The organism is Streptomyces sp. AC602_WCS936 (genome assembly GCF_019049125.1).
Classification (GTDB): Bacteria; Actinomycetota; Actinomycetes; order Streptomycetales; family Streptomycetaceae; genus Streptomyces.
The window spans coordinates 186,953-213,276 of the sequence record NZ_JAGMUF010000066.1 but is presented as its reverse complement, the minus strand read 5'-3'; the positions used below and the strand labels follow the sequence as shown (position 1 = coordinate 213,276).

Sequence of the window (26,324 nt, the reverse complement as noted above, 5' to 3'; positions counted from 1 at the left end):
CCTGCCTTCATTCCTTGGAAGGGGCGTTGAGTCTTCGATGATGGAACCGAGCGCTCGTCACATACCGCTTTCCCCCGAGCAGTTGGCCGGCATCCGCCGCCGTACCGGCGACTTCTCCGACCGCACCATCGCCGAGGCCTGCGCCGTCGGACTGTCGTACTGGGCGACCGGCCGCAGTCCCGACGGCATCGACCTCGCACCGGGCACCCTCTTTCCCGACGTGCTCGGCTGGGTCGACAACGGCGGCTCCGCAAGCGGTGGCGGGCCCGTCGGCGCGGACGGCCGGAGTGTCCTCCTGCCGGCGGGCGTCGCACCCGACGAAGCGCGGCTCGCCCTGGACGACCTCGCCGACTTCCCGGACCGGCCCGTCGGCACCATCGCAGCGGCCGACGCGGCGACGCGGCGGGAGCAACTGGCCCGGTGGAACGACACCGGCGCCGACCGCGTCCGCCCCACCCTGGTGGAGATGTTCCGCGAGCAGGCCCGGACCAGGCCCGACGCCGTCGCCGTCGTCGACGAACGAGGGACGCTGACTTACCGTCAGGCGGCCGAGCTCTCCGCCCAGTTGGCCCACCACCTCGTGGAGCTGGGACTCACCGCCGAACAACTGGTCGGCATCTCCCTGGAGCGCTCCGCCGACATGGTCGTCGCACTGCTCGGCGTGCTCCAGGCCGGATGCGCCTTCGTGCCGCTCGATCCGCACTGGCCGGCCGAGCGCCGGGCCGTCGTCATCGAGGACGCCGGGGTCGTCGTACAGCTCAACGCCTCGGGAGAGCACCCGCCCGGCGAACCGGCCGCGGTCGCCGTGGACCTCGCGGACTGGCGCCACGGCGCACTGCCCGCCCAGACCCCCGAGATCACCGTCCCCGGCGACGCCCTGGCCTACGTGATCTTCACCTCCGGCTCGACCGGACGCCCCAAGGGCGCCATGATCCGGCACGAGGCCATCAGCGAGCGCCTGCTGTGGCAGGTCCACGAGATCCTGGGCTTCGGCCCCGACGACGCCTCGCTGTTCAAGGCGCCGCTGTCCTTCGACATCTCCGTCAACGAGATCTTCCTGCCGCTGGTCTGCGGCGGCCGACTGGTCGTCCTGCGCCCCGGTGGCGAGCGCGACCCGCACCACCTGCTGGGCGTCATCGCCGAGCAGCGCGTCACCTTCACCTACCTCGTGTCGTCCATGCTCGACGTGCTGCTGGAGATCGCGGGCGAATCCGGGCGCCTGGACAGTCTGCGGCACGTCTGGTGCGGCGGCGAGGTGCTGACCCCGGAGCTGTACGAAAGGTTCCGCACCCGGCTCGACATCCCCATGTACCACGGCTACGGTCCCGCCGAGACGACGATCGGCGTCTCCCACGTCGTCTACCGGGGCGCGGCCGAACGCCTGTCGACGTCGATCGGCAAGGCCAACCCGAACACCCAGCTGTACGTCCTCGACGACGAACTGCGCCCGGTCCCGGTCGGGGTCGGCGGCGAACTGTACGTCGGCGGCTTCCTCCTGGGCCGCGGATACGTGAACGCGCCGGGCCTCACAGCGTCCCGGTTCGTGGCCAACCCCTTCGCCGACGACGGTTCCCGGCTCTACCGGACCGGCGACCTCGCCCGCTTCGACCCCGACGGCTCACTGGACTTCCTCGGCCGGGCCGACAACCAGATCAAGATCCGCGGAATGCGGCTGGAGATCGAGGACGTGGAGACCGGCCTCGCCGAGCACCCCGGCGTCCGGCGCACCAGCGTCGTCGCCAAGAAGAACGCGGCGGGCGGCACCTACCTGGTGGGCTACGTGATCCCGGCCGCCGGGAACGAGACGCTGCGGGCCGCCGACGTCAAGGCGTGGGCCGGCGAGCACATGGTCGAGTACATGGTGCCCGCCCACGTCGTCGTCCTCGCGGAGTTCCCGCTCACCGCGAACGGCAAGCTCGACCGGCACGCGCTGCCCGAACCCGAGCTCACGCCGGCCTCGACCGTGCCGCCTACGACGGAGAAGGAACACGCGGTGTGCGCGGCGGTCGAGGCGCTGCTGCGGCTGGAACGCGTCGGCGTCGACCAGGACTTCTTCCAGCTCGGCGGAGACAGCATCCTCGCGATCTCGCTGCTCGGCGCCCTGCGCGAGGCGGGGCTCCACGTCACGGCACGGCAGATCCTCACCCACAGCACCCTGGGGGCGCTCGCGGCGGTGGCGAGCGGCGAGGACACCGCCGTCGTGGACCACCGCGACGTGGCGACCGGCCCCGTGGTCGGGCCCCCCATCGTGCAGTGGCTCGGCGAGACCACGGACGCGATCGACGGCTTCGTGCAGTCGGTGGTCCTCAACACCCCGGCGAACCTGACCGCCGACGCCCTCGACGACATGCTCGCCGCCCTCGTCGCGCGGCACGCCATGCTGCGCGCCCGGCTGGTACGCGGCGAACGCTGGAGCTTCGACATCCCGGAGGTGGACGGCTCCACGCCCCGGTGGCGGGAGAGCGACCGGCCGCTCGACGCGTGCCTGGCCCTCGCCACCGCCGGGCTGGACCCGGACCACGGCGCCATGCTGAGCGCCGTGTGGAACCGGGACGCCCGCCGGCTCGTTCTGGTCGCCCACCACGTCGTGATCGACGGCGTCTCCTGGCGGATCCTGATGGAGGACCTGGCCACCGCGTGGCGCCAGTACGCCTCCGGAGCGCCGGTCGAACTGCCCTCGTCCGGCACGTCGTTCCGCCGCTGGACCCAACTGCTGGAACGCGCGGCGTTCGACGCGGACAGCAGCTACTACCGCTGGCCCCTGCCGGGCCCTGACCGGCCGCTGGGCAGGCGGGCCCTGAAGGAGTCGGACACCGTCGCCCGGGAACGACTCCGCACCGTCTCGGTGGACCCCGAGGTCACGGCCGCACTGCTGGGCGAGACACCCGCGAAGTTCCACGCCGGCGTCAACGACGTCCTGCTGACCGCGCTCGCCGTCGCCCTCGTCCGCCGACGCCGCGACCTCGGACAGGACCAGACCTTCGCGTACGTCGAACTCGAAGGCCACGGCCGCGAGCCGCGGTTCGTGGCGCCCACCGCCGGCTTCGAGCCCGAACTGTCCAGGACCGTCGGCTGGTTCACCACCCTCTTCCCGGTGACCGTGGACCCCGGACCGGCCGCCGACCCCACCACCCCCGAGTACCTGGCCGCCGCGCTCAAGGCGGTCAAGGAAGACCTCTCCAGGGTCCCGGACAACGGCGTCTCCTACGGCGCCCTGCGCCACCTCGCCGACAGCGAGTTCGACGCCCCCGCACCCCAGGTGCTCTTCAACTACCTGGGCCGCTTCGAGGCGGGCGCGCCCGGTGACTGGCAACTCTCCGACACGACAGGGCAGCTGGGCGAACGCCGGGACCCGAGGATGCGGCTGCCGCGGCTCCTGGAGTTCAACGCGATCGCCGAACCCGACCCGGCCGGCGGATACCGACTCGCCACCACCCTCTCCTGGCCCGAGGGAACGTTCACCGAGGAGGACATCGACACCCTGGGCGCCTACTACCTCCAGGCCCTGACCGGGCTGGCCGCCCTCGAACACGGCGGCCACTCGCCCAGCGACTTCGCCCCGCTGACGCTCACCCAGTCCGACGTCGACGCCCTGGACGGCCCGGCGTTGCGGGACGTCCTGCCGCTGACCCCGCTCCAGGAGGGCCTGTACTTCCACTCCGTCTACGACGACGACTCCACCGGCAGCTACGTCGAGCAGCAACTGCTCACCCTCGAAGGCGAGGTGGACGCCGACCGGCTGGCCGCGGCGGCCACCCGCCTGCTCACCCTCCACCCGAACCTGGCCGCCAGGTTCGTGCCCCTCGCCGACGGCCGGGTGGTCTCCGTACTGGAGGGCGGTGCCGAGGCACCCTTCACCACCTTGGACCGCCCCGGCATCACCGCCGACGAGATCCGCGACCTGGCCGAGCGGGACCGCCGCGCCGGCTTCGACCTGGCCACCGGCCCGCTGATGCGCTGCACGCTCGTCCGCCGGGGCACCGGCCGGAGCGTCCTCGTGCAGACCGTCCACCACATCGTCGCCGACGGCTGGTCGGTGATGCCGATGCTCCGCACCCTGCTGGCCGAGTACCACACGCCGGGGACGGCGTACCCGCTCGGCGGCTTCCCCGACCACGTACGCCGGCTCGCGCGAGACGACGACGGGCTCGGTGACCGGGTGTGGAGCGAACAGCTCGCCGGACTCGCCGGCCCCTCACTGGTCGCCGAGGGACACACCCCGTCCGACCGGTTCGCCGACACTGCCGTGGAACCGGCGGAGGACATCGACGCGGCCGCCCGGTCGGCCGGCGTACCGCTGAGCGTGGCCGTGCACAGCGCCTGGGCGGTGACGCTGGGCGGCATCCTGCGCCGCACCGACGTGGTGTTCGGCTCCACGGTGTCCGGACGGGACGCCGACGTGCCCGGCGTCGAGGACATGGTGGGTCTGTTCATCAACACCATCCCCCTGCGCGCCCGGTGGTCAGCCGCCACCACCGCCCGTGAACTGCTCGCCTCGGTCCGTGAGCACCAGAGCGCGGTACTGCCCCACCAGCACGTCTCCCTGTCCGCACTCGCCCGCGCGGCCGGCACCGGCACCCTGTTCGACACTCTGGTGGTCTTCGACGTCGCGCCCGACGTCGAGGCTCTGCGGCGGCCGGACGACACGCTGGTCATCACCGGCATCGAGAACGAGGGCGCACCCCACTACCCGTTGACGCTGGTGGCGGAACGCACGGCCGGCGGCCGTCCGCGCTTCAACCTGATCTACGACGGTGAACTGCTGCGGGAGACGAGCGCCAGGGGGCTCCTGCGCACGTTCGTCCGGACCCTCACCGGCCTGCTCACCCGGCCGGACGCCCTGGTCGACGCCGTGGCCTCCGAGGGGACCCGGCGGCCCGAACCGGTCACCCGGACCACCCTGGCCGGGCTCTTCGACGCCGCCGCGCGCCGCGATCCCGCCGCCGTCGCCGTCACCCAGTGCGCTCTCGACGGCGCCAGGCGGTCCCTGACGTACGGCGAACTGGCCACGGCGAAAGACTCGTTGGCCTCGGCACTGCGCACCGCCGGTGCCGGGCCGGGCCGACTGGTCGCCGTCGCCCTCCCGCGCTCCGTCGAACAGGTCGTCGCCCTGGTCGCGACCGTCAGCGCGGGCGCCGCGTACGTGCCGCTCGACCTGTCCTATCCCGACGACCGACTGGAGTACGTCCTCGCCGACGCCTCCCCGCAGGTCGTCCTGGTCGACGCCGAGCAGCACGACCGGCTCACCCGGCTGCTGTCCCGGGCGGGCGTGCGGGCGCGCGTACTCGTCCAGGGGGACGAGGTGCGGGGAGTCGAACCGCGACGGAACGAGCCGTCGGCGGACGCCACCGGCCCGGACACCGGACCCGGGTGGCACGACCCGGCGTACGTGATCTACACCTCCGGATCGACCGGCCGGCCCAAGGGCGTCGTCGTCCCGCACTCCAGCGTTGTGACGCTGCTCGCGAACACCCGGCGCGACATGGCCTTCGGCCCGGACGACGTCTGGGTCCAGTTCCACTCCTTCTCCTTCGACTTCGCGGTCTGGGAGCTCTGGGGCGCGCTCGCGCACGGCGGGGAACTGCTCGTGCCGGAGTACGGCCTGACCCGTTCCCCGGCCGACTTCCACCGCCTGGTCCGCGAGCGGGGGGTGACCGTGCTCAACCAGACGCCGTCGGCGTTCCACCAGTTCATGGAGGCCGACCGGGAGGCCGGCGAAGCGCTGCCCGCACTGCGCCGCGTCGTCTTCGGCGGCGAGGCACTGGACATCGGGCGGCTGCGCGACTGGGTCGCCCGGCACGGCACCGCCTCGCCCGAACTGGTCAACATGTACGGCATCACCGAGACCACCGTCCACGTCACCCATCGAGTGCTCACCGACGCCGACTTCACCACCGGCGACGACGCCAGCCCGATCGGCGGCGCGCTGCCCGGCCTGGTCACCCACCTGCTCGACGACCGGCTCCGCCCGGTACCGCCGGGGGAGGAGGGCGCCATCTACGTCGCCGGTGACCAGCTGACGCTCGGCTACCTGGGGCGGCCCGGACTCACCGCGGGCCGATTCGTGGCGAACCCGTTCACCGGCGACGGCTCCCGCATGTACCACACCGGCGACCTCGCCCGCCGTACGCTCGACGGCGAGCTGGAGTTCACGGGCCGCGCCGACGACCAGGTTCAGTTGAAGGGGTTCCGCATCGAACTCGGCGAGGTGGAGTCCGCGATCAGGGAGATCGACGGCGTGGCCGACGCGGCCGTCACCGTAGCGGACAGCGGCGACCACCTGGTCGCCCACGTCGTGGGCCGGGCGCCCGCCAACCTCACCGGGGTCCTGTCGGCGAAGCTGCCCGCGTACATGGTGCCGGGCCGGATACTGCCCCTGGACGCCCTGCCGCTGACGGTCAACGGCAAACTGGACCGCAAGGCACTGACCGAGCGCGCGGCGCGGGAACACCCGGAGAGCGTGCCGCGAAGCGCGGACGGCGGCCCGGACGGTGCCGCACTCGCCGCCCTGGTGGAGATCTTCACCGACACCCTGCCCGGCGTACCCGTCGACGCCGACACCGACTTCTTCCGCGCCGGAGGCGACAGCATCGTCGCCATCACCGTCATCAACCGAGCCCGCGCCCTGGGCCTGCCGGTCGCCCCAAAGGACGTGTTCCTCCGCAAGACCCCCCGCGCGCTCGCCGCGCACCTGGCGGCGGAAGGAGCCGCCCCACAACCGGTCGCGAAGGCCGGACCCGTCCGCCACGAGGACGGGCCGCTGCCGCCCACGCCCATCATCCTGCGCCAGCGGGAACTGGGCGGCTCACTCGCCCGGTTCGCCCAGGCCAGGGCGGTGCCGGCGCCCGAGGGCACCGGGTTCGCCGACGCCGAACGCGCCGCCCGCGCCGTCGTCGTCGCCCATCCGGTCCTGCGGCTGCGGCTGCGCGTCGACCACGGGGTGTGGTCCCTGCGGACCGAACCCGCCCGCGAGGTCACCGTCGAGCGGGCGGACGCGGACGCGACCACCGCGGCGAACGCGGCCGCGGGACGGCTCGACCCCGAGTCCGGACACGTCGTCGCGTTCTCCTGGCTGGAGGCGAGCCGGACCCTGGTGGTCACCGTCCACCACCTCGCCGTCGACTCGGTGTCCTGGCTCATCCTGCTGGACGACCTGACCACCGCCATGCGCGGAGCGCCCCTGCCCCCGCCGACCACCCCCTACGCCGAGTACGCCGAGGCACTCGCCTCCCGGCCCGTCCGTGAGGCCGACGACCTGGACCGCTGGATCACCACGCTCCAGGCGCCCGCGCCGCTCCCCGCCGGCGGCGCACGGCGCGAGACCACGGTCGTGCTCGCGCCCGACGTGAGCGAACGCCTGACGCGCACCGCACCGGCCGCGCTCGGCATCGGCGTCACCGAGTTGCTCTGCGGCGCCCTGCGCGCCGCACTCACCCGCGTCCAGCCCGAGCCCGCCGACCTCGCGATCGACCTGGAGCGGCACGGCCGGGTGCCCGCCCTCCCGCACCACGACTACACCCGCACCGTCGGCTGGTTCACCGCCGTCGCGCCCGTACGGCTGACGGCGCACACCGATCCCGTGGCGGCCGCGAAGGAGGCCGACGCCCGCCGCCCGGACGACGACGCGCACGTCGCCTACGGCCGGCTCAGGTACCTCGGCCCGCAGACGGCACCCCTGCTGACCGCACGCCCGCAGGTGCTCCTCAACTACCTGGGCCGGGGCAGCGAGTCCCGCACACCGCACCTCACCCCCGGCGCCCAGGGCAGCCCGTACGCCGTCGAGGTCAACGCCTGGACCGACGAGGCCACCGGCAGCCTGTACGCGGCCTTCACGCTCGCCGAGGGCGTCCCCGACGAGATCACCGGGCACTGGCACGACGCACTGACCCGCATCGCGGACGCCGCCGCGACGGCCGAGCGCACGGCACCGGTCACCCCGCTCCAGCGCGGCCTGTTCTTCCAGGCCCAGCTGACGGGCCCGGCCGGACACTACGTCGCGCAGAGCTGGTTCACCTTCGACCGGCGCCTCGATGCGGGCGCGCTGGCCGACGCGATGGCATACGTGATCGCGCGGCACCCCGTAGCGGGCGCCGGCTTCACCACCGACGCGGACGGAAACCCGATACAGGTCCTCTCGGCGGGCCGGCGGGTCGCCGTCCGTACGGTCGAGGCGGCGACCGACGCGGAGGTGGAGGCCCTGCGGGCCGGGGACCGGAGTACCGGCTTCGACCCGGCGGAGCCACCGCTGATCCGGCTCACCGTGGTGCGCCTGCCCGACGACCGCGACGGACTGCTGCTCAGCTACCACCTGCTGCTGTGGGACGGCTGGTCCCGCGAGATCGTGCTGCGGGACCTGTTCGACGCCTACCGGGCCGTCCTGGCGGGGAAGCCTCCGGTCCCGGTCCCGGCCACGCCGAGCTTCGAGGACCACGCCCGGTCGCTCGCCGCCAAGGACCCCGCCGTCGCGGAACGCTTCTGGGCCGGGCACCTGTCCGGCCTGTCCGGGCCGACGCTGCTGGCCGGACCGGCCCCCGACCTCCCCGACGAGCTGCCGCGCGCCCTCGTGCACACGCTCTCCGCCGAGCGGTCCGAGAGGCTGCGGGCGGCCGCCAGGGCCTACGGCGTCACCCTCAACTCGGTGCTGACCGGCGCCTTCGGCCTGCTGCTGGGCGCCCGCACGGGCCGGGAGGACGCCGTGTTCGGCGTGACCGTCTCCGGCCGGGAGGGCGAGGGACTGTCCGGCATCGTCGGCGTGCTGCTCAACACCGTGCCGACGTGGACGCGGCCACGGCCGGGCGACACGGTGCGCGAGTACCTGACGGCCGTGCAGACGGCCCGCGTCGAGGCGATGGAGCACGAGCACCTCGGGCTCGGCGAGATCCAGCGGGCCAGCGGGCACGACACCCTCTTCGACAACCTGTTCGTGCTCCAGAACTTCCTCGACCTGGACGCCCTCGCCGAGATGAACGCCGAGCACGGCATCACCTCGGTACGCGCCGACGACTCCACGCACTACCCGTTCACCTGGGTCGTCACCCCCGGCGACCGGCTCACCGTCAAACTGGAGTACCGCGACCACGACACCGCGCACGCCCGCCGCCTCCTCGACGACTACCTGCGCGTACTCGACGACCTGACACGGTCGGCCGGACCCGTCGGCGCACTGCCGGGGGTGGGACCCGAGCCGGCTCCCACCCGCCGCACGGACGTCGGCACGGACACCGTCGTCGACCGCTTCGACCTGGCCGCGGACCGCGACCCGGAACGGGTGGCGCTCGTCGCCCACGGCGCGGCCATGACCTTCGCCGAGCTGCGGGACCGCAGCCGCGAAGTGGCCGGTGTGCTCGCCCGGCGCGGCATCGGACCGGAGAAGACCGTGGGCGTCGCGGTCCCGCGCTCCCTCGACTCGATCGTGGCGCTCTTCGCCGTACTGCGCGTCGGCGCCGCGTACGTGCCCCTGGAACTGGACCACCCCGACGAACGGATCGCCGCGATCGTCGCCGACGCCCGCCCGGAGGTGATCCTCACGGTGAGCGCCGTGTCGCCCCGCCTGACCGGCGACCTGATCGAACTGGACCGCCCACTGCCCGAGGCCGACCCGTTCACGACGTTCGACCCCGACGACCCCGACCGGCTGCGGCACCCCGCGTACACGATCTACACCTCCGGCTCGACCGGGAAGCCCAAGGGCGTGGTGACCGAGTACGCCGGACTCACCAACATGCTGGTCAACCACCAACGGCGGATCTTCGGACCGGTGCTGGCCGAGCACGGGCACCGGGTCTTCCGGATCGCCCACACGGTGTCCTTCGCGTTCGACATGTCGTGGGAGGAACTGCTGTGGCTCGCCGACGGCCACGAGGTGCACATCTGCGACGAGGAACTGCGCCGCGACGCGCCCCGGCTGGTCGCGTACTGCCTGGAGCACGGCATCGACGTCGTCAACGTGACCCCGACCTACGCGCAGCAACTGGCCGCCGAGGGACTGCTCGACGATCCGGCGCGCAGGCCCGCGCTGGTGCTGCTCGGCGGCGAGGCCGTCACCCCGGCCCTGTGGCAGCGGCTCGCGGACACGCAGGGGACGGCCGGCTACAACCTGTACGGGCCCACGGAGTACACCATCAACACCCTCGGCGTCGGCACCTTCGAGTGCCCCGACCCGGTGGTCGGGGTGGCGATCGACAACACCGACGTGTACGTCCTGGACCCATGGCTGCGACCGCTGCCGGACGGTGTGCCCGGCGAGCTGTACGTCTCCGGCATCGGCATCGCGCGCGGCTACCTCGGGCAGCCCGCGCAGACCGCGCACCGCTTCGTCGCCTGCCCCTTCGGCGCACCCGGCGAGCGCATGTACCGCACCGGGGACCTGGTGGTGCGGCGGCCCGACGGCAACCTGACGTACCTGGGCCGCACCGACCAGCAGGTCAAGATACGGGGCCACCGGGTCGAACTCGGCGAGGTCGAGGCCGTGTTCGCGGCCCACCCGGCGGTGCGCTTCGTCGCCGCGGTCGCCCAGCCCGACCCACAGGTCGACGGCGCGTACCGGCTGGCCGCCTACCTCGTGCTGGACGGCGCCGACCTGGCGCAGGTCGCCGCCGAAGTGGGCGCCGGGCTGCCGGACTTCCTGCGCCCGACGCACTACGCGCAGGTCGACGGCATCCCCCTGACCGTGAACGGGAAGGCCGACACCAAGGCGCTGCCCGAGGCCAGACCGCTGGGTGCGCTGACGACGGCGGGGGAGCGCGGTCCGGTGACGGAGACCGAGACCGCGGTGTGCGCGTTCTTCGCCGAGGCACTGGACCTGGACGACGACGAGGTGAGCGCGGTGAGCGACTTCGTGTCCCTAGGCGGACACTCCATGCTGGCGGTGCGGCTGACGGGGCTGCTCCGCCGGGAGTACGGTCCGGTGATCACCATCCGCGATCTGTTCATCCTGCGAACCCCGGAAGCGATTGCCCGCCACCTCGATGACAACTGCTGACACGAAGCGGCCCCGACCGGGGTCCGACATCCTGCGGACCGCGTTGCGCCGCAATGTGGGCGCCATGGCCGGGGGCACGCTCCTCATGGGCCTGTATCAGGCCGGTGAGACGGCCTTCCCCATCGCCCTCGGCCTGATCGTCGAACACACCATGCGCGACCGGAGCCCCGGCTCGCTCGGCGTGTCGATCGCCGCCCTCGCGGTGATCATCACGACCGTGTCGCTGTCGTGGCGGTTCGGGATGCGGGTCCTGCAGAAGGCCAACACCACCGAGGCCCACCGCTGGCGCGTGCGGGTGGCGGGCTGTGGACTCCAGCCGGTGGCCAGGGACGTCGACCTGAAGTCCGGCGAGGTGCTGACCATCGCCACCGAGGACGCCGACCAGACCGCCGACATCATCGAGGTGGTGCCGCTGCTGATCAGCTCGCTGGTCGCGGTGCTGATCGCGGCCGTCGCCCTGGCCCTCGCCGACCTGCGGCTCGGGGTGCTCGTGATTGCGGGGACGGTCGCGATCCTGACGGTCCTGAGCGTGATGTCCGGACGGATCGGCTCCAGTACCCGGGAACAGCAGGCCCGGGTGGCGCGGGCGGGCGCCAAAGTCGCCGATCTGATCATCGGCCTGCGTCCGCTGCACGGCTTCGGCGGCAACCACTCCGCGTTCCGGTCCTACCGGAGGGTCAGCACGGAGGCGAAGCGCCAAGCCGTCACCGTCGCGAAGGTGAACGGCGTCTACGCGGGCACCGCGCTGGCCCTCAACGCGGTCCTCGCCGCCGCGGTGACCCTCACGGCCGGCTGGCTGGCGTTCGAGGGCCGGATCAACATCGGTGAACTCGTCATGGCGGTGGGGCTCGCGCAGTTCATCATGGAGCCGCTCAAACTCTTCTCCGAGATGCCGAAGTACGTGATGATCGCGCGCGCCTCCGCCGAACGGATGGCGCTGGTACTTAACGCGCCGCCGGTGACGACCCCGGGGGCCGAGCGGCCGGCCGCCGGCGGCGGGCTCGAGGCCGACTGCGTGCGCCACGGCGCCCTGCGCGAGCTGAAGTTCCACGTCGCGGCCGGGGAGTTCGTGGCGATCGCCGCCTACCAGCCGCACGCCGCGGCCGACCTCGCGGCGGTGCTCGCCCTGCGCGTGCCGCCCGACGCCTACGAGGGAGTGGTGCGCGTCTCGGGCCGGGACCTCGCGGACCTGTCGGTGGAGGCGGTCCGCGCGCAGCTGCTGGTCAACCCGTACGACGGGGAGATCTTCGCGGGCACCCTGCGCACCAACATCGACCCCTCCGGCACCAGCCGGACGGTCCCGGAGGCCGTCGAGGCGTCCATGCTGACCGACGTGGTCGCCCTGCACCGCGACGGCCTCGACCACCCCGTCCGAGACCGGGGCGCGAACCTCTCCGGCGGGCAGCGCCAGCGTCTCTCCCTGGCCCGCGCCCTCGCCGCCGACGCCGACGTCCTCGTGCTGCGCGACCCGACGACGGCCGTCGACGCCGTGACCGAGCAGCTCATCGCGCGCAATGTGGCCGAGCTGCGCCGGGGCCGCACCACCGTCGTGATCACCAGCAGTCCCGCACTGCTGGACGTCGCCGACCGGGTCCTCGTCCTGGACGACGGCGTGATCACCGCCGAGGACACGCACCGCAACCTCCTCGCCACCGACGAGGGCTACTGCCTGGCGGTGGCCCGGTGACCTCCGGCAGCGGTGACGCGCGCCACCTGTTTGCCTCCGTTTCGCGTGTTTGCGACAGCGTGGCTGGGAAAGGGGCTCAGTGATCACCGGTGGTGACAAACCGGTGCACGCTGTCCGGAAATATGAGAAACAGGAGGTTTCGATGTCCTCGAAGCGACGTCGCAAGAAGAAGGCCCGCCGCAAGAACGGCGCCAACCACGGCAGCCGTCCGCAGAGCTGAGGACGGCACGAAGTACCGGGTGGGTGGCCGACGCCACCCACCCCGGGCACCGCGCCCGCAACGGGGCCGCGGGGCCACCGCGGCTACCGGCGGTCGGATCCGGCGAGAGCCCAGGCGACGTCCCGCAGCAGCGCGTGCCGCCAGCCCGCCCGGTCGTGGCCCGACGGCGACCGCGCGACCCGCACCGTCGCACCGGCCCTTTCGGCCAGGCTCTCCACCAGCTCGCAGTGCGGAAGCATCCGCGGCTCGTGCTCCCCCACGTCGAAGGCGACCCGCAGGCCGGACAGATCGGGTCCCTGACGCAGAAGCTCGGCGAGAAACCCGCCGACCGGACCGCCCAGCGGATCCGCGAGCTCCGCCGCACCGGGCGTCCACCAGCACGACGCCGACTGGCAGGCGACCCGCGCCACCAGGTCCGGAAACCGCAGCGCCGCGTACAGGGCGCTCAGCCCGCCGAGGCTCTGCCCCGCCACCACCAGCCGCCCCGGGTCCGCGGGCACCCCGGAATCCAGCACCAGCGGCAGCAGCTCGTCCCGGACCGCCTCCCACAGCTCCGGACGGCACCCGAACTCCGCCGTCCGGTCCCTGGCCGGCAGGAACACGAGGGTGACCGGCGGCATGTCACCGCCGGCGACCGCCGATGCGAACGCGGTCATCGCGGGGTGCAGGTGCAGCCAGTCGTCCCCGTCGAGCAGCAGGACCACCGGCCCGCCGCCGCCCACCGGATGGACCCGCACGGTACGCCGCCCGCCGAGCAGCCCACCGGTCCAGCGCAACCGGGTGCGCGGCAGCGGCAGTACGTCGTCGGCGCCGACGGCCGGCCAGTGCGGCTGGGCCGGTGCGTCGGGGGTCGCGGCGATGGACCGGTCGCCGCCCGCGCCCACCGGGTTCAGGGGGTCTGCGTACGCCGCGCCGCCCGCGAGGAACCAGTACGTCACCCGCAGCCGTGCGGGCATCCGCACCTCGGCGTACCAGCAGTCCGTGTCACCCCACCGGCGCAGCGGCACCGGCTCCGACCAGCTCTCGAAGACGACGCTCGCTGCCTCGGACCCGCGCCGCAGGAACAGCGTCGTCCAGCCGTCGCCTGCCGGTGCCGCCACGGGCGTCCTCGCGGCCGCCCAGAAACCGTCGCTGCCCGGCGTGCCGCGCAACCCGTACGCGGCGAACGCCTCTTCCCCCACGAGCCTCATCGACGTCTCCTTGTGGAGCGGAAAGCGGGAAAGCTAAGCTCGATCTCGATTAGGCGAGCCTAACCTAATGCATCGGGAGGCCCCGCGCATGAGCACCAACCCCTTCGACGACGCCGACGGCCGTTTCCTCGTCCTCGTCAACGACGAGGGCCAGCACTCGCTCTGGCCGTCCTTCGCCCAGGTGCCCGGCGGGTGGACGACCGTCTTCGGGGAAGACAGCCGCGACGCCTGTCTCGCCTACGTCGAAGCCAACTGGACGGACCTGCGCCCCCGTTCCCTCACTCGGGCGACGGACGCCTGACGCCCGATGCTCCGCACCCGGCTGACCAACGCGCGCTTTCTCACCATGGACCCCGGCCACCCCGTCGCACACGACCTGGGCATCTGGCGGGGCCGGATCGTGGGGCTCGACGACGCGGTGACGTCCGTGCCCGCCCGCGAGGTCGTCGACCTCCAGGGCGCCACCGTACTGCCGGGCTTCATCGACGCCCACGTCCACCTGGCCTGGACCGGGTTCAAGCAGAGCACCCCGAGCATCGCCGGGTGCACACGGATCGACGACGTGCTCGCCCGCGTCGAGGAGGCCGTCACCCGCAAGGGCACGCCCGGCACCTGGGTGAGCATCGCCGGATACGACCAGCGGGTGCTGGGCCGCCACCTGACCGCCGCCGAACTCGACAAGGTCAGCCACGGCCACAAGCTGTACGTGATGCACGACTCCGGGCACGGCTGCGTCGTCAACTCCGCCGTCCTGGACCTGCTCCCCGCCGGCACCCCGCACGAGAACGGTTTCCTCGCCGAGGGCGCCATGGGAGCCGCCCGCGCCCTGCGACTGCCGTACGCCCAGGAGGAGCTGGCCGAGGCGATCGGGCGGGCCGCCCGCACCTGCCTGGCCGAGGGAGTCACCGCCTGCGCCGAAGCGGGGATCGGCGGCGCCCTCCTGGGCCACAGCCCGGTCGAGCTGGGCGCCTACCAACTCGCCCGCGACAAGGGCCTGCTGCCGTTGAGGGTGCAGCTCATGGTGGCCGCCGACACCCTGCACCCGGTCGCCGCCCACAAGAGCGACGGCATCCCCCGGGCGCTCGGCCTGGGCCTGCGCACCGGCTTCGGCGACGACCGGCTGTCCGTCGGCGCGCTGAAGGTCTTCACCGACGGCGGCATGATGGCCCGCACCGCCGCACTCACCGTCCCCTACCAAGGGCTCGGCCACGCGGGGCAGTTGCAGGACGACCCGGACGTCATCGCCGACACGATCGTGGACGGCCACCTCGCCGGCTGGCAGCTCGCCGTGCACGCGATCGGTGACCGTGCCGCCGACGTGGCCCTCGACGCCCTCGAACGCGCCCAGCGGCTGCGCCCGCGCCCCGACGCCCGGCACCGCGTCGAGCACGCCGGCCTCATCCGCCCCGACCAGCTCCCGCGCTTCGCACGACTCGGGGTCAGCGCGGTCGTGCAGCCCAACTTCCTCCGGTACTTCGGCGACGACTACGCCGCCGTCATGGGCGAGGAGCGCGCCCCCTGGCTCTACCGCGGCAGGGCCTTCCTGGACCACGGCGTCCGCCTGGTGGGCAGCTCGGACCGCCCCGTCACGGACGGATCGCCGCTGCGCGCCGTCCAGTTCATGGTCGAGCGCGCCTCCGAGTCCGGCCTGACCATCGGCCCCGACGAGGGGATCACCCTCGACGAGGCCCTGCACGCCTACACCGTCGCCGCCGCCCACGCCTGCCACTGGGAGGAGGACCTGGGCAGCCTCACCCCGGGCAAGCGGGCCGACCTGGTCGTGCTCGGCGACGACCCCCGGCGCGTCGACACCTCGCGCATCGGAGACATCGAGGTCGTGGAGACGTACGTGGACGGCCACCCGACGGGACGCCCGGCCGCGTGAGGCCGCCGCCTCCGGACGAGAGGCGCGACGGAGAAATCCGGTCGACAGGGCAACGGGCGACGCCGTTCCATGGCCCTGACCGCCCGCGGCGCGCAGCGGGCCGACGTAAGGAGACGTCCTTGCCGACCGGAAGCACTCCGGACCGCCCCTCGATCGACACCGCGCTGGTGAGACGCCTGGTGGACAGCCAGTTCCCGCAGTGGGCGGAACTGCCGCTGGAACGGTTCGAACCGGCGGGCTCGGACCACGTGATCCACCGGCTCGGCGAAGACCTCGCCGTCCGGCTGCCCTGCCATGCCGGTGCCCTGGGGCAGGCCAGGAAGGACTCCGAGTGGCTGCCCCGGCTCGCCCCGCACCTGCCTCTGGCGGTCCCGGTCCCCGTGGCGGTGGGAGAACCCGGCTTCGGCTATCCGTGGACCTGGGCGGTCACCCGCTGGCTGAAGGGTGAGGCGGCCACCGTCCGGACCCTGGGCGACTCGTGCGAGGCCGCCGTCGAACTGGCCGGGTTCCTGAGCGCACTGCAACGGTTCGCGCCCGGGGAGACCGCGTCACCGGTCGCCCGCCCGGACCTCACCGGCTCGCCGCTGGCCGTCCGGGACCGGGCGACGCGCGCCGCCATCGCGGAGGTCGACGGCGTGTTCGACGCCGCCGCCATGACCGGACTGTGGGACGCGGCGCTGAGCGCCCCCGACTGGGACCGCCCTCCGGTCTGGTTCCACGGCGACTTCCACACGGGCAACCTGCTGACCGCCGACGGCCGCCTCAGCGCGGTCATCGACTTCGGCGAACTCGGCATCGGTGACCCGGCCCGTGACCTGACCATCGCCTTCACTCTGATGTCGGCCGCGCCGCGAGCCGCCTTCCGCACGGCGCTCGGTGTGGACGACGCCACCTGGACCCGGGGGCGCGGCTGGGCCCTCGCGACGGGCCTCAACGCCTACACGGCCTACGCCGCCGACAGCCCGAGGGTCGCGGCACAGACCACCCGGCAGATCACCCAGGCCCTCGCGGGCTGAACGGCCGACGATCCACGCGGCCCGTACGCGCGGGAACTGATCCGGGCGGCACGCGAATCCTTCGTCGAACGGTCGGCAGAACGCCATGTGGGCGGGGGCCGCGGTCATGGCCGTGCTCTTCTTGTACATCGCCGTCCTGGGCCCCCGGCTGGCCGTCCGCGGTCAGACCGACGCCCCCGAGCCGGTCGGCGCGAAGGCCTCGTGAGGCCGGACCGGCGGCGTCCGTTCCCCTCCCGGCCGGCGCGTACGATCGATTCCCGTCCGAGCCGAAAGGTCCCCGCCCATGCCCGTGCCCCCGCCGAGTCTGCTCGCCGTCTTCGCCCACCCGGACGACGAGTCGTTGTCGGCGGGCGGGGTGCTCGCCCGGCCGGCGTTGAGCGAGGTGGTCGGGGCGCGCAAGGCGTGGTTCAGTGTCTCGGACGAGCACGTCACCGCGACCGTCGACGTCCGCGCCTGGCTGGACCGGAAGATCGCCGCGGTACTGGCCCACCGCTCCGAAGTGCAGCGGGGCGCGCTGCCGGGCGTGATCGCCGGGCTCGCGCCCCACGCCCGGGAGCGGCTGCTGGCGACGGAGTGGTTCATCCGGCACCCGCCCGCATGTGTGGCCCCGGCCCAGAGCGAACTGACGGTCTGAGGACTGCCGGACGCATGGCCTAGGTCGAAAGCCGGTCCGGTGAGTCCCGTCTTCCCTGGGCGCGAAGGCGTTGCGGGCGAGTTGGAGGAGCCGGGCGGTGGGCACGGGTGTCACCGCGGGGCCACCTGCCGGCAGCACCGATCGCGAGGCCGGTCACGTCGCAGCACAGATACTCCTTCTCGGCCTGGCCGGCGCCCTGTTGCAGTTGCTCTCCGACGGGATCTGGGGGGCTGACCGCGTCGAGGGCGCGCGACTGGTTGGGCCGTTCTCCTCGCAGGACCGCGCTGATCGGTGGCACCGGCGGCCTGGCCATGATCGGGCTCGGCGCCGGGGTGGCCGTCACCGGACGCCCCGATTGAATCCTCTCCGGCGTGGGATAAAGTCCCGGGGCCGACCGCGCACCCGCGGTCGTCTGCCGCGCCGTCCTGGGACAGGGCGCCGCGCTCAACACCATTCCGGGGGGCCCGTCATGACGTATGCGTCCACACCCATGCCCAGTTCGCACCCGCCCGCGCCCGGCCCCGTGCTGCGCTCGCCCGTCGGCCTGTCGAAGGCCGTCAGCGTGCTGCTCGGTGTCGTCATCGTCGCCGATCTGCTGATCGTCGCGGCATCGCTCAACATGCGGTCGCTGATGGACAAGGTCGCCTCGGGCGGCGTGGTCGACTTCGACGAGGGTGAGGCGAGCCGCGCCGACTACGCGATGGCCGGGTCGACCGTGCTGTACGTCGTCGCCGTGCTGGCGACGGCCGTGGTCTTCATCATCTGGTTCCACCGGGTCCGCCACAACGCGGAGGTCTTCGCGCCCGACACCCAGCGCAGGACTCCCGGCTGGGCGATCGCCTGCTGGTTCATCCCGATCGCCAACCTCTGGATCCCGCGCGGCATCGCCGCCGACGTACTGCGGGCCGCCCAGCCCGACCCCTACAGCGGGGTGCTGCGGCACCGGGTACTCCTCAACGCCTGGTGGGGCGCCTGGGTCTGGGCCACGGTCTTCGACCGCTACGCGTCGAGGACGTACGACAAGGCCCAGGACGTCGACGCGATCCGTGACGCGGCGGGGCTGGTGATGGCCAGTGCCGGCTTCGACGCCCTGGCCGCGGTGCTCGCGATCCTCTTCGTACGCCGGCTGACCGCCGCACAGCACGACAAGGCCCTCGCGGGGCCGTCCGTGCCGGCGCACTGAACCCTCCGCGGGGCCCGCGACCCCCGGCCCGGAAAATGCGTTGGCGGTGCGGCGAGCCTGTGGTGAGATGAACGGCAACGGGGGCGGCTCCCCGGCGCGCATCCTTCTCACCTTCCTGAAAAGAACCGGCGCGCCCACTCTCCGCCCTCGTTCTTCCGTCCTGAGCCGTCGTGGAGGGCCTTCTGTTGCTCGCTGCCGAGTCCGTACTGCTGCGCCGCGACCAGACCGTGTACGTGGACGAAGGATCCGAGCCGGGTGGCGGAACGGGACCGGCACTGCGCCGGCTCGAGGCCGAGCTGCTCGGCTGCGGCCATGTCGTCTCCGCGCAACTGCACGCGGTTCTGGTCTCGTTGAGCTCCGAGGAGCTGGCGGCCGCGCACGTGCGCCTCGTCTCACTGGCCGACGACCTGCTCGGCTCCGACCGCACCCACACCCCGCTCTTCCGTCGCTTCCCCCGCACCGTGCCCCGCGACACCGAGGCGCTGTACGTGGACCGGGTCTTCGCCTTCCTGCTCCAGCAGCCGGAACAGCCCTGCGTGCTGTGCGGCGAGGCGCGCACCGTCCTGCCCGTGTCGCCCTGCGCGCACCTGGTGTGCCGGCTGTGCTGGGACGGGTCCGACTACGCGGGATGCCCGCTGTGCCACCGCCGGATCGACGCCGACGACCCCTTCCTGCGCCCCGTCCGTGCCGTCGGCGCCGCAAAGGCGGCCGTACCGGGCCCCCTGCGGCTGCTGCGCCTGGGCGCCGGCCTGGCCGCCGACGCCACCTCGGCCGTGGACGCCCTGCTGGCCCGGCGCACCCCGCTCTCCCCGCAGGACCGGGACGACCTGCTGACCCTGCTGCCGCTCACACCGGCCGGACGGGGCCTGCTGCCCGAGGACATCCCGGTCCGCGAGACCAAGGCGATGGTGCTGGGCGCGCTGGTGCGCGAGGCGCCGCCGGAGCTGCCCCTGGGCAAGCTGCTGACCGAGCGGCTCACCACCGCCACCGACGTACTGCGGCTGCTCGCCGTCCTCTCCGGCGGCGACGCCGGGCTGGTGACACCGTCGCGCTTCACGAACGTCCCGCGCCCCCTGCGCCGCGACCTGCTCTCCGTCCTCGACGGCCTGCCGACGCCCTACCTGGTGGAGGACGTACTGCGGCACCCCACGGCGTGGAAGCGGGCCGCGGAGGTCCTGCATCCCTTCGAGCGGCACACCCGGCACCCGCGGGCCGCCCTCGCGGTGGCGGTGCTGCGCGGCACCCCGTCGGACCCGGACACCGCGTTCGGCGCCGCCCTGCTGGGCACGGCCGCCGCGCACCCGGACGCCGTGCGCGTGGAGGGCACCCGGATCCGTCCGGCCACCTGGGCGGGACGGCTGGAACAGGCGGTGGCCGAGGGCGACGCCGGACGGGCGTCGGCCCTCGCCGGGGAGCGCCCGGGTGAACTGGTGCGCCGCCTGGACGTGTTGCTGCGCCTGCACACGGGCGACGCGCTGGTGCCGGAGCTCGAGAAGGCGCTGCGGCGCGGGCTGCCGAAGGTGGGTCCGGGACCGCTGCTGTCGGCACTCGGGGCGCTGCGGGTGCGCAACGAGGACCGCACCGGTGACCGGCGCGTGTTCTTCCCGCGAGGAGACGTCACCCGGGCCCTGTCCGTCGCCGAGCGGCGCCCCGCGCTGCCCGCCGGGCTGGTGGCGGAGACGGTCGCGCTGCTGGAGGGAGAGCTGCTGCGCAGATTCGCCGCCGGGAAGCCGTACGAGCTGTCGGTGCTGGACGCCGGTCTGACCGACCTCACCGTGCCGTTCACCGAGCGGACCACCGCGAAGGCCCTGGTGACCGTGGGCCGCGGCAGCACGCAGGCGCTCCCCGGGGGCGCCGTGCTCCGGCTGTTCCTCCACTGGACGGAACCGCAGGGCAACCGCACCGACCTGGACCTGTCCGTCGCGTTCTTCGACGCCGACTGGACCTTCACCGGCCTGTGCGACTACACGAACCTGGTGCACGGCCGGGACGCGGCGGTCCACTCCGGCGACCTCACGTCGGCCCCGGCCCCGCGCGGCGCCACCGAGTACGTGGACCTGGACCTGGAGCGGCTGGCGCGGCGGGGCGACGCCTACGCCGTCCCGCTGGTCTTCAGCTTCAACAACATCCCGTTCGAAGAACTGCCGGACGCGTTCGCGGGTTTCATGGCGCTGCCCGCGAACGGCCCGCGCGACGCGTCCTACGACCCGCGCACCGTCCGGCAGCGTTTCGACCTCGCGGGCGACTCGAAGGTGTGCCTGCCGATGATCGTCGACCTGGGCCGGCGGCGGGCGCTGTGGACCGACACCCACCTGCCGTCCGCGGACGGCTTCCAGAGCGTCGGTTCGCACGGCGGGGCCGGTCTGGCCGCGGTGGCCGGGGACCTCTGGCAGCAGTTCACCTCGGGCGGCCGGGCCACCCTGTGGGACCTCGCGGTCCTGCGGGCGGCCGCACTCTGTGAGGAGGTGGCCGTCGTGTCCCGGGAACCGGAGTCCGCGCTCCTGCGTTACCGGCGGCGACCGGACGAGACCGTGGCCGGGTTCGCCGTCAGGGTGTCGTCCCTGAAGGACGCCGAGGAACATCTCGCACACGCCGAACCCGACTCGGCCGCGGCCGCGCTCGCCGCCGACAAGCGGGTCTTCGTCGCGACGGTCCACGGGGACGTCCGGCCCCCGCGGGCGTCGGGCACGTCCTACCGGCTCTTCCCCGGCCCCGGTGACGCGGCGCCGGCCCTGATCCGCGTGACCGCCGGTGACCTGGTCGCCGAGCTGGGGTGAGCCCGTAGCGGGGGAGGGCCGGTACCGGGAAGGGCCGGCTACTCCGGCCAGGCGGAGTTCTCGATGACGTCGACGAAGTCCGTACGCCGGAAGCCGGGCACGAAGTGCTCCAGCACATCCGCGTTCACCGTGCCGAACGTGGTCCCCGGCCGGTGCGCGAAGCCGTCGGTGAACGCCCGCAGGATCTGCTTCTTGAAGTCCGGGCGCGGGTGCGCGGCGGTGACCGCGTCGATCTGCGCCCGCGTGAGCCGGTCCAGGCGCAGGCCGAGTACGTCGGTCTCGACGCCCGCGGTGGTCGCCGCGATCTCGGGGGCCATCCGGTACGGCACTTCCGGGGTGGTGTGGAGGGCGACGGCCGTCCACACGGTGTCGGCGTCGGCCTCGCGGACGCCGTGGGCGAGCAGGAAGGCGCGGGCCTGGTCGGCGCCGTCCATCTCGAAGCGCTGGTCGTCGCCGCGGTAGGGCGGCACCAGGCCCGTGTCGTGGAAGAGCGCGGCGACGTACAGCAGCTCCGGGTCGGGGCGGATGTCGAGGGCGGCGGCCTGGAGGCTGCCGAAGAGGTACACCCGGCGCGAGTGGTGGAAGATCAGCGGCGGTGTGGTGTCACGGATGAGGTCGGTCGCCTCCCGCGCGAGCTTGCTGTCGGGAATCTCGATACCGGCGATGGTCTCGGCCATGGCTGCCCTCCCGGGGATCGGTGCCGTCGTTCGTGTCCCCACTTTCCGTCGGGCACCACCCCGGTGTCCGCTGCCCGATGGCCGACAACCCCTCGAAAACGGCCGTGGCGCCCCGCCACCGCCTCACCCGCCGCCGTCCGGCCGCGCGCGGGCGCTCGGCGCCGTGGTGGCGAAGCGGTGCCGGTAGCGGGTGGGGGACAGGCCCAGGTGCCGTGCGAAGGCGCGGCGCAGGCTCTCGTAACTGGGAAAGCCCGACAGCGCGGCGGCCTCCGTGGCGTTGTGCCCGGCGTCGAGCAGAGCCTTGGCCATGTCGAACCGGATCAGCTCCACGTACTTCACCGGCGTGACGTCCAGCTCCGCCCGGAACAACCGGGTCAGATGCCGCGGACTGACCCGCACGCGCGCAGCCAGGGCCTCCAGGCTGTGGTCGGCGGCCGGCTCGGCCTGCACCGCGTCCTGGACCTGGCGCAGCACGGGCGTCCGCGGCGCCGGACCCCGCAGCGAGGCCGAGAACTGTGACTGGCCGCCGGCCCGCTGCATGTAGACCACCAGCGAGCGGGCGACCTTCCGGGCCAGGTCGGGCCCGTGGTCCTCCTCCAGCAGGGCGAGGGCCAGGTCGATGCCCGCCGTCACACCCGCGGACGTCCAGGTGGCACCGTCCTTGACGAAGATCGCGTCGGGCTCCACCCGCGTCGACGGGCAGCGGCGGGCCAGCGTGGTGGCGTGCTGCCAGTGCGTCGTCGCCCGCCTGCCCTCCAGCAGCCCGGCCGCGCCCAGGACGAAGGCGCCGGTGCACACCGAGGCGACGCGTCCCGCCCGGTCCGCCAGCGACCGCGCGGCCTCGCTGAGCGCCGGATCGACGGACGAGCCGGGCAGCACGTCACCGCCCACGACGACCAGCGTGTCGTAGGCGGCGGGGGACCGCGCGCCCGCGTCGGCCGGGACCAGCATGCCGATGGACGAACGCACCGACGCCCCGTCCGGCGAGACGATGCTCAGCCGGTACCGGGCGCCGTACCGGTTGGCCTCCGCGAAGACCTCCGCCGGGCCGGACAGGTCGAGCATCTTCATGCCCTCGAACACAAGGACGCCCACGTCGTGCGGTCTCGCTGCCATGTCTCCCTCTTCCGTGGGCCTGCGGGCCCCGAACGCATTCTCCCGGTGAGACATACCGGACATGCGCGTAGGGTGGCGTGACAGAGACGCGGAAGGAACAGTGATGGGCAGGGTCACCACCTCCGACGGCACGAGCATCTTCTACAAGGACTGGGGGCCGCGCGACGGCCGGCCGGTCGTCTTCCACCACGGCTGGCCGCTCACCGCGGACGACTGGGACAACCAGATGCTGTTCTTCCTCTCCCACGGTTTCCGCGTCATCGCCCACGACCGGCGCGGCCACGGGCGTTCGAGCCAGCCCTCGACGGGCCACGAGATGGACACCTACGCCGCCGACGTCGCGGCGCTGACCGACGCGCTGGATCTTCAGGGCGCCGTGCACATCGGGCATTCGACCGGCGGCGGCGAGGTCGCGCGCTACGTGGCACGTGCCGAGCCGGGCCGGGTGGCCAAGGCGGTGCTCGTCGGCGCCGTGCCACCGGTGATGGTCAAGTCCGAGACAAACCCCGGCGGCACCCCGATCGAGGTCTTCGACGGATTCCGGACGGCCCTGGCCGCCAACCGCGCGCAGTTCTACATCGATGTGCCCTCCGGCCCGTTCTACGGCTTCAACCGGGAGGGCGCGAAGGTCTCCCAGGGGCTGATCGACAACTGGTGGCGGCAGGGAATGACGGGCGCGGCCAACGCCCACTACGAGTGCGTCAAGGCGTTCTCCGAGACGGACTTCACCGAGGACCTCAAGCGGATCGACGTCCCGGTGCTGGTCGCACACGGTACGGACGACCAGGTCGTGCCGTACGAGGACGCGGCGCCGCTGTCGGTGGAACTCCTCAGGAACGGCACGCTGAAGTCGTACGAGGGACTCCCGCACGGCATGCTCGCCACGCACCCCGAAGTACTGAACCCCGACCTGCTGGACTTCGTGAAGTCCTAGTCCGGCTCTATCATCACCCCCATGGATGTTGAAAGTGAAACTTTCATGTCGGCGTCGGAGGACGACGTGCCCGCCGCCGCCGGCGTCGAGGTCCTCACCGCCCGTGACGTCCCCCTCGGCGGTCCGCGCGCCATGAAGGTGCGGCGCACGCTGCCCCAACGGGCCCGGACGCTGATCGGAGCCTGGTGCTTCGCCGACCACTACGGTCCCGACGACGTGGCCGGGTCGGGCGGCATGAACGTCCCACCGCACCCGCACACCGGTCTGCAGACGGTCAGCTGGCTCTTCAGCGGCGAGATCGAGCACCATGACAGCCTGGGCACCCACGCGTCGGTCAGGCCCGGCGAACTCAACCTCATGACCGGCGGCTTCGGCATCGCCCACTCCGAGGTGTCCACCCCGGACACCACGATTCTGCACGGAGTCCAGCTCTGGGTGGCGCTGCCGGACGAACACCGCGGCACCGACCGGGACTTCCAGCACCACGTGCCCGTACCGGTGGCCCTCGACAACGGTACGGTGCGCGTCTTCCTCGGCTCGCTCGCCGGGGACACCTCACCCGTCAGCACCTTCACGCCGCTGCTGGGCGCCGAGGTGTCGCTGGACCCGGGCGGCACCATGACCCTGGACGTCGACGCGGGCTTCGAGCACGGCGTTCTCGTCGACAGCGGCGACGTACGCGTCGACGGCGACACCGTACGGCCGACCGAACTGGGCTACCTCGCGCCGGGCCGCCGGACGCTGACCCTGACCAACGAGTCGGCCGCGACCGCCCGGCTGGTGCTGCTCGGCGGACCGCCGTTCCCCGAGGAGATCATCATGTGGTGGAACTTCGTCGGACGGTCGCACGACGAGATCGTGCAGGCGCGTGAGGACTGGATGATGGGCGCCCGTTTCGGCGAGGTGCACGGTTACGACGGCGCTCCGCTGCCCGCGCCCGAACTGCCGAACGCGCCTTTGAAGCCGCGGCGAAGGGCACGCTGACATCCTGCGGCGACGGCGACCGCGTTCGGCTGCAGCCGTGCCTTCGCCGCCCTCACCGGCGTCAGCCGTGGTGTTACGAGGCTCCGTCCACCGTGGGCACACGGCCCAGCGTCGGCCCCAGGACCGGGGCACGGCGGGTCAAGAAGTCCCACAGCTGGTCGGCGACCGGCCCGTGAGGCCGGTCGCGCCGGCGAGCTGCCGAGAGTTCCTCGACCACACCGGGAAAGTGTTGTCCGGCGATGGAAAGCAGGCTTCCGTCACGCAACTCGTCCTCGATCAGGAATCGCGGCACGTGTCCCCACGCCATGCCGTGCAGGATCAGCTCCTTCTTCATGAGATGGTCCGGAACGGAGCTTTGGGGCGCGCCTTGGACCAGGAAATGGCCTGGTTCGGACGGATGCCGCGCCGAGTCCCGGACCACGCATTGGGTGAAGGCCTGCATCCGCTGCGGCGTGATGTCGGTGTCAGGAGGAAAGGGCAGGAAACCGGGCGCCACGACGGGCACCAGCGCGACGCGGCCGAGATCGATCCACTCCATCCGCACGTTACTCTTGGGGACGCGGTGCACGATGAGGTCGGCCTCGTCCTCCAGCAGCCGCTCCCAGGGGCCGGTGACCGTCTCGAACTGGAGGTGCAGTCGTGTCTGCGGGCGCGACGCGAAGAAGCGGCTGAGCATCTCCAGCACCGGTGGAAGCGGGCACAGGTCCCCGAGCACCACGCGCAGCTCGGCCTCTTCGCCCATCGCCAACTGAGCGGCGTAAGTCCGTAGCTCCTCGGCCTCGTGCAGCAGGAAGCGCACCTTGCGGTGGAAGGCGTGCCCCGCCTCGGTGAGCTGAACCCGGTAGCCCGAGCGATCCAGCAGCTCCAGGCCCAGCTGGCGCTCCAGCTTGGCGACCGCCGCGAACACAGAAGGGTGCGAGCGGTGCAGCCGCTCGGCGGCGGCCTGGAATCCGCCGTGGAGCACAACGGCGTTGAAGCACTGCAGCTCGTGGAGCGTGAAGTTCGACATTGTCCCGACAACCTACAGAGTACTTCCGGTC

General features: G+C 72.9%; 15 protein-coding genes. 11 read left to right on the top strand and 4 right to left on the bottom strand.

Annotated features, from left to right (window positions below; translation table 11 throughout):
* Positions 1–37 precede the first annotated feature (37 nt).
* The 3 genes from KUM03_RS22740 to KUM03_RS39310 all read left to right on the top strand — a co-directional run bounded on the left by KUM03_RS22740 (position 38) and on the right by KUM03_RS39310 (position 12,888).
* Positions 38–10,981, top strand: coding sequence for a non-ribosomal peptide synthetase (locus tag KUM03_RS22740; RefSeq protein ID WP_217251128.1), 10,944 nt, complete (start codon positions 38–40; stop codon positions 10,979–10,981).
* Positions 10,968–12,668, top strand: coding sequence for an ABC transporter ATP-binding protein (locus KUM03_RS22735; protein ID WP_217251127.1), 1,701 nt, complete (start codon positions 10,968–10,970; stop codon positions 12,666–12,668). Before KUM03_RS22740 ends, KUM03_RS22735 begins: the two co-directional genes overlap by 14 nt.
* 142 nt (positions 12,669–12,810) lie before the next feature.
* Entirely contained in the window at positions 12,811–12,888 is a 78-nt protein-coding gene (locus KUM03_RS39310) for a 50S ribosomal protein bL37 (RefSeq protein WP_370443954.1), read from the top strand.
* Between the two features lie 83 nt (positions 12,889–12,971).
* Here KUM03_RS39310 and KUM03_RS22730 read toward each other — a convergent pair whose 3' ends face one another.
* Positions 12,972–14,078 carry an alpha/beta fold hydrolase gene (locus tag KUM03_RS22730; protein ID WP_217251126.1) on the bottom strand — a complete coding sequence of 369 codons (1,107 nt, stop codon included), beginning with the start codon at positions 14,076–14,078 and terminating at the stop codon, positions 12,972–12,974.
* 88 nt (positions 14,079–14,166) lie between these two features.
* On the opposite strand from KUM03_RS22730, the gene KUM03_RS22725 reads away from it, so the two are divergent.
* The 6 genes from KUM03_RS22725 (at position 14,167) to KUM03_RS22700 (ending at position 21,573) form a co-directional block, all read left to right on the top strand.
* The gene (locus tag KUM03_RS22725) at positions 14,167–14,379 is read left to right on the top strand and encodes an MbtH family protein (RefSeq protein ID WP_217251125.1); all 213 of its coding nucleotides are present in this window, start codon (positions 14,167–14,169) and stop codon (positions 14,377–14,379) included.
* Between the two features lie 6 nt (positions 14,380–14,385).
* Entirely contained in the window at positions 14,386–15,963 is a 1,578-nt protein-coding gene (locus tag KUM03_RS22720) for an amidohydrolase (RefSeq protein ID WP_217251124.1), read from the top strand.
* 119 nt (positions 15,964–16,082) lie between these two features.
* The gene (locus tag KUM03_RS22715; RefSeq protein WP_217251123.1) at positions 16,083–16,979 is read left to right on the top strand and encodes an aminoglycoside phosphotransferase family protein; all 897 of its coding nucleotides are present in this window, start codon (positions 16,083–16,085) and stop codon (positions 16,977–16,979) included.
* 283 nt (positions 16,980–17,262) lie between these two features.
* Positions 17,263–17,613: a hypothetical protein gene (locus KUM03_RS39305; protein ID WP_374225368.1), complete on the top strand. Its 351-nt coding sequence runs from the start codon at positions 17,263–17,265 to the stop codon at positions 17,611–17,613.
* Between the two features lie 490 nt (positions 17,614–18,103).
* Positions 18,104–18,796, top strand: a complete 693-nt coding sequence (locus KUM03_RS22705) for a DUF4328 domain-containing protein (protein ID WP_217251122.1) — start codon at positions 18,104–18,106, stop codon at positions 18,794–18,796.
* Positions 18,797–18,981: 185 nt separating this feature from the next.
* A complete protein-coding gene (locus KUM03_RS22700; RefSeq protein ID WP_217251121.1) occupies positions 18,982–21,573 on the top strand; it encodes an MXAN_6230/SCO0854 family RING domain-containing protein in 2,592 nt (863 codons plus the stop codon).
* Between the two features lie 38 nt (positions 21,574–21,611).
* Here the strand turns inward: KUM03_RS22700 and KUM03_RS22695 are convergent, their stop codons facing one another.
* Together KUM03_RS22695 and KUM03_RS22690 are read right to left on the bottom strand one after the other, a co-directional pair.
* A complete protein-coding gene (locus KUM03_RS22695; protein ID WP_217251120.1) occupies positions 21,612–22,250 on the bottom strand; it encodes an HD domain-containing protein in 639 nt (212 codons plus the stop codon).
* A gap of 123 nt (positions 22,251–22,373) precedes the next feature.
* Positions 22,374–23,366, bottom strand: coding sequence for a GlxA family transcriptional regulator (locus KUM03_RS22690; RefSeq protein ID WP_217251119.1), 993 nt, complete (start codon positions 23,364–23,366; stop codon positions 22,374–22,376).
* A gap of 103 nt (positions 23,367–23,469) precedes the next feature.
* On the opposite strand from KUM03_RS22690, the gene KUM03_RS22685 reads away from it, so the two are divergent.
* The gene (locus KUM03_RS22685; protein ID WP_217251118.1) at positions 23,470–24,300 is read left to right on the top strand and encodes an alpha/beta fold hydrolase; all 831 of its coding nucleotides are present in this window, start codon (positions 23,470–23,472) and stop codon (positions 24,298–24,300) included.
* Positions 24,301–24,345: 45 nt separating this feature from the next.
* On the top strand, positions 24,346–25,284 hold the full coding sequence (locus KUM03_RS22680) for a pirin family protein (protein ID WP_254399758.1): 939 nt from the start codon (positions 24,346–24,348) through the stop codon (positions 25,282–25,284).
* Positions 25,285–25,357: 73 nt separating this feature from the next.
* On the opposite strand, the gene KUM03_RS22675 is transcribed toward KUM03_RS22680, so the two are convergent.
* Complete coding sequence (locus tag KUM03_RS22675; protein ID WP_217251116.1) at positions 25,358–26,293, bottom strand: LysR family transcriptional regulator; 936 nt, start codon at positions 26,291–26,293, stop codon at positions 25,358–25,360.
* Positions 26,294–26,324 lie beyond the last annotated feature (31 nt).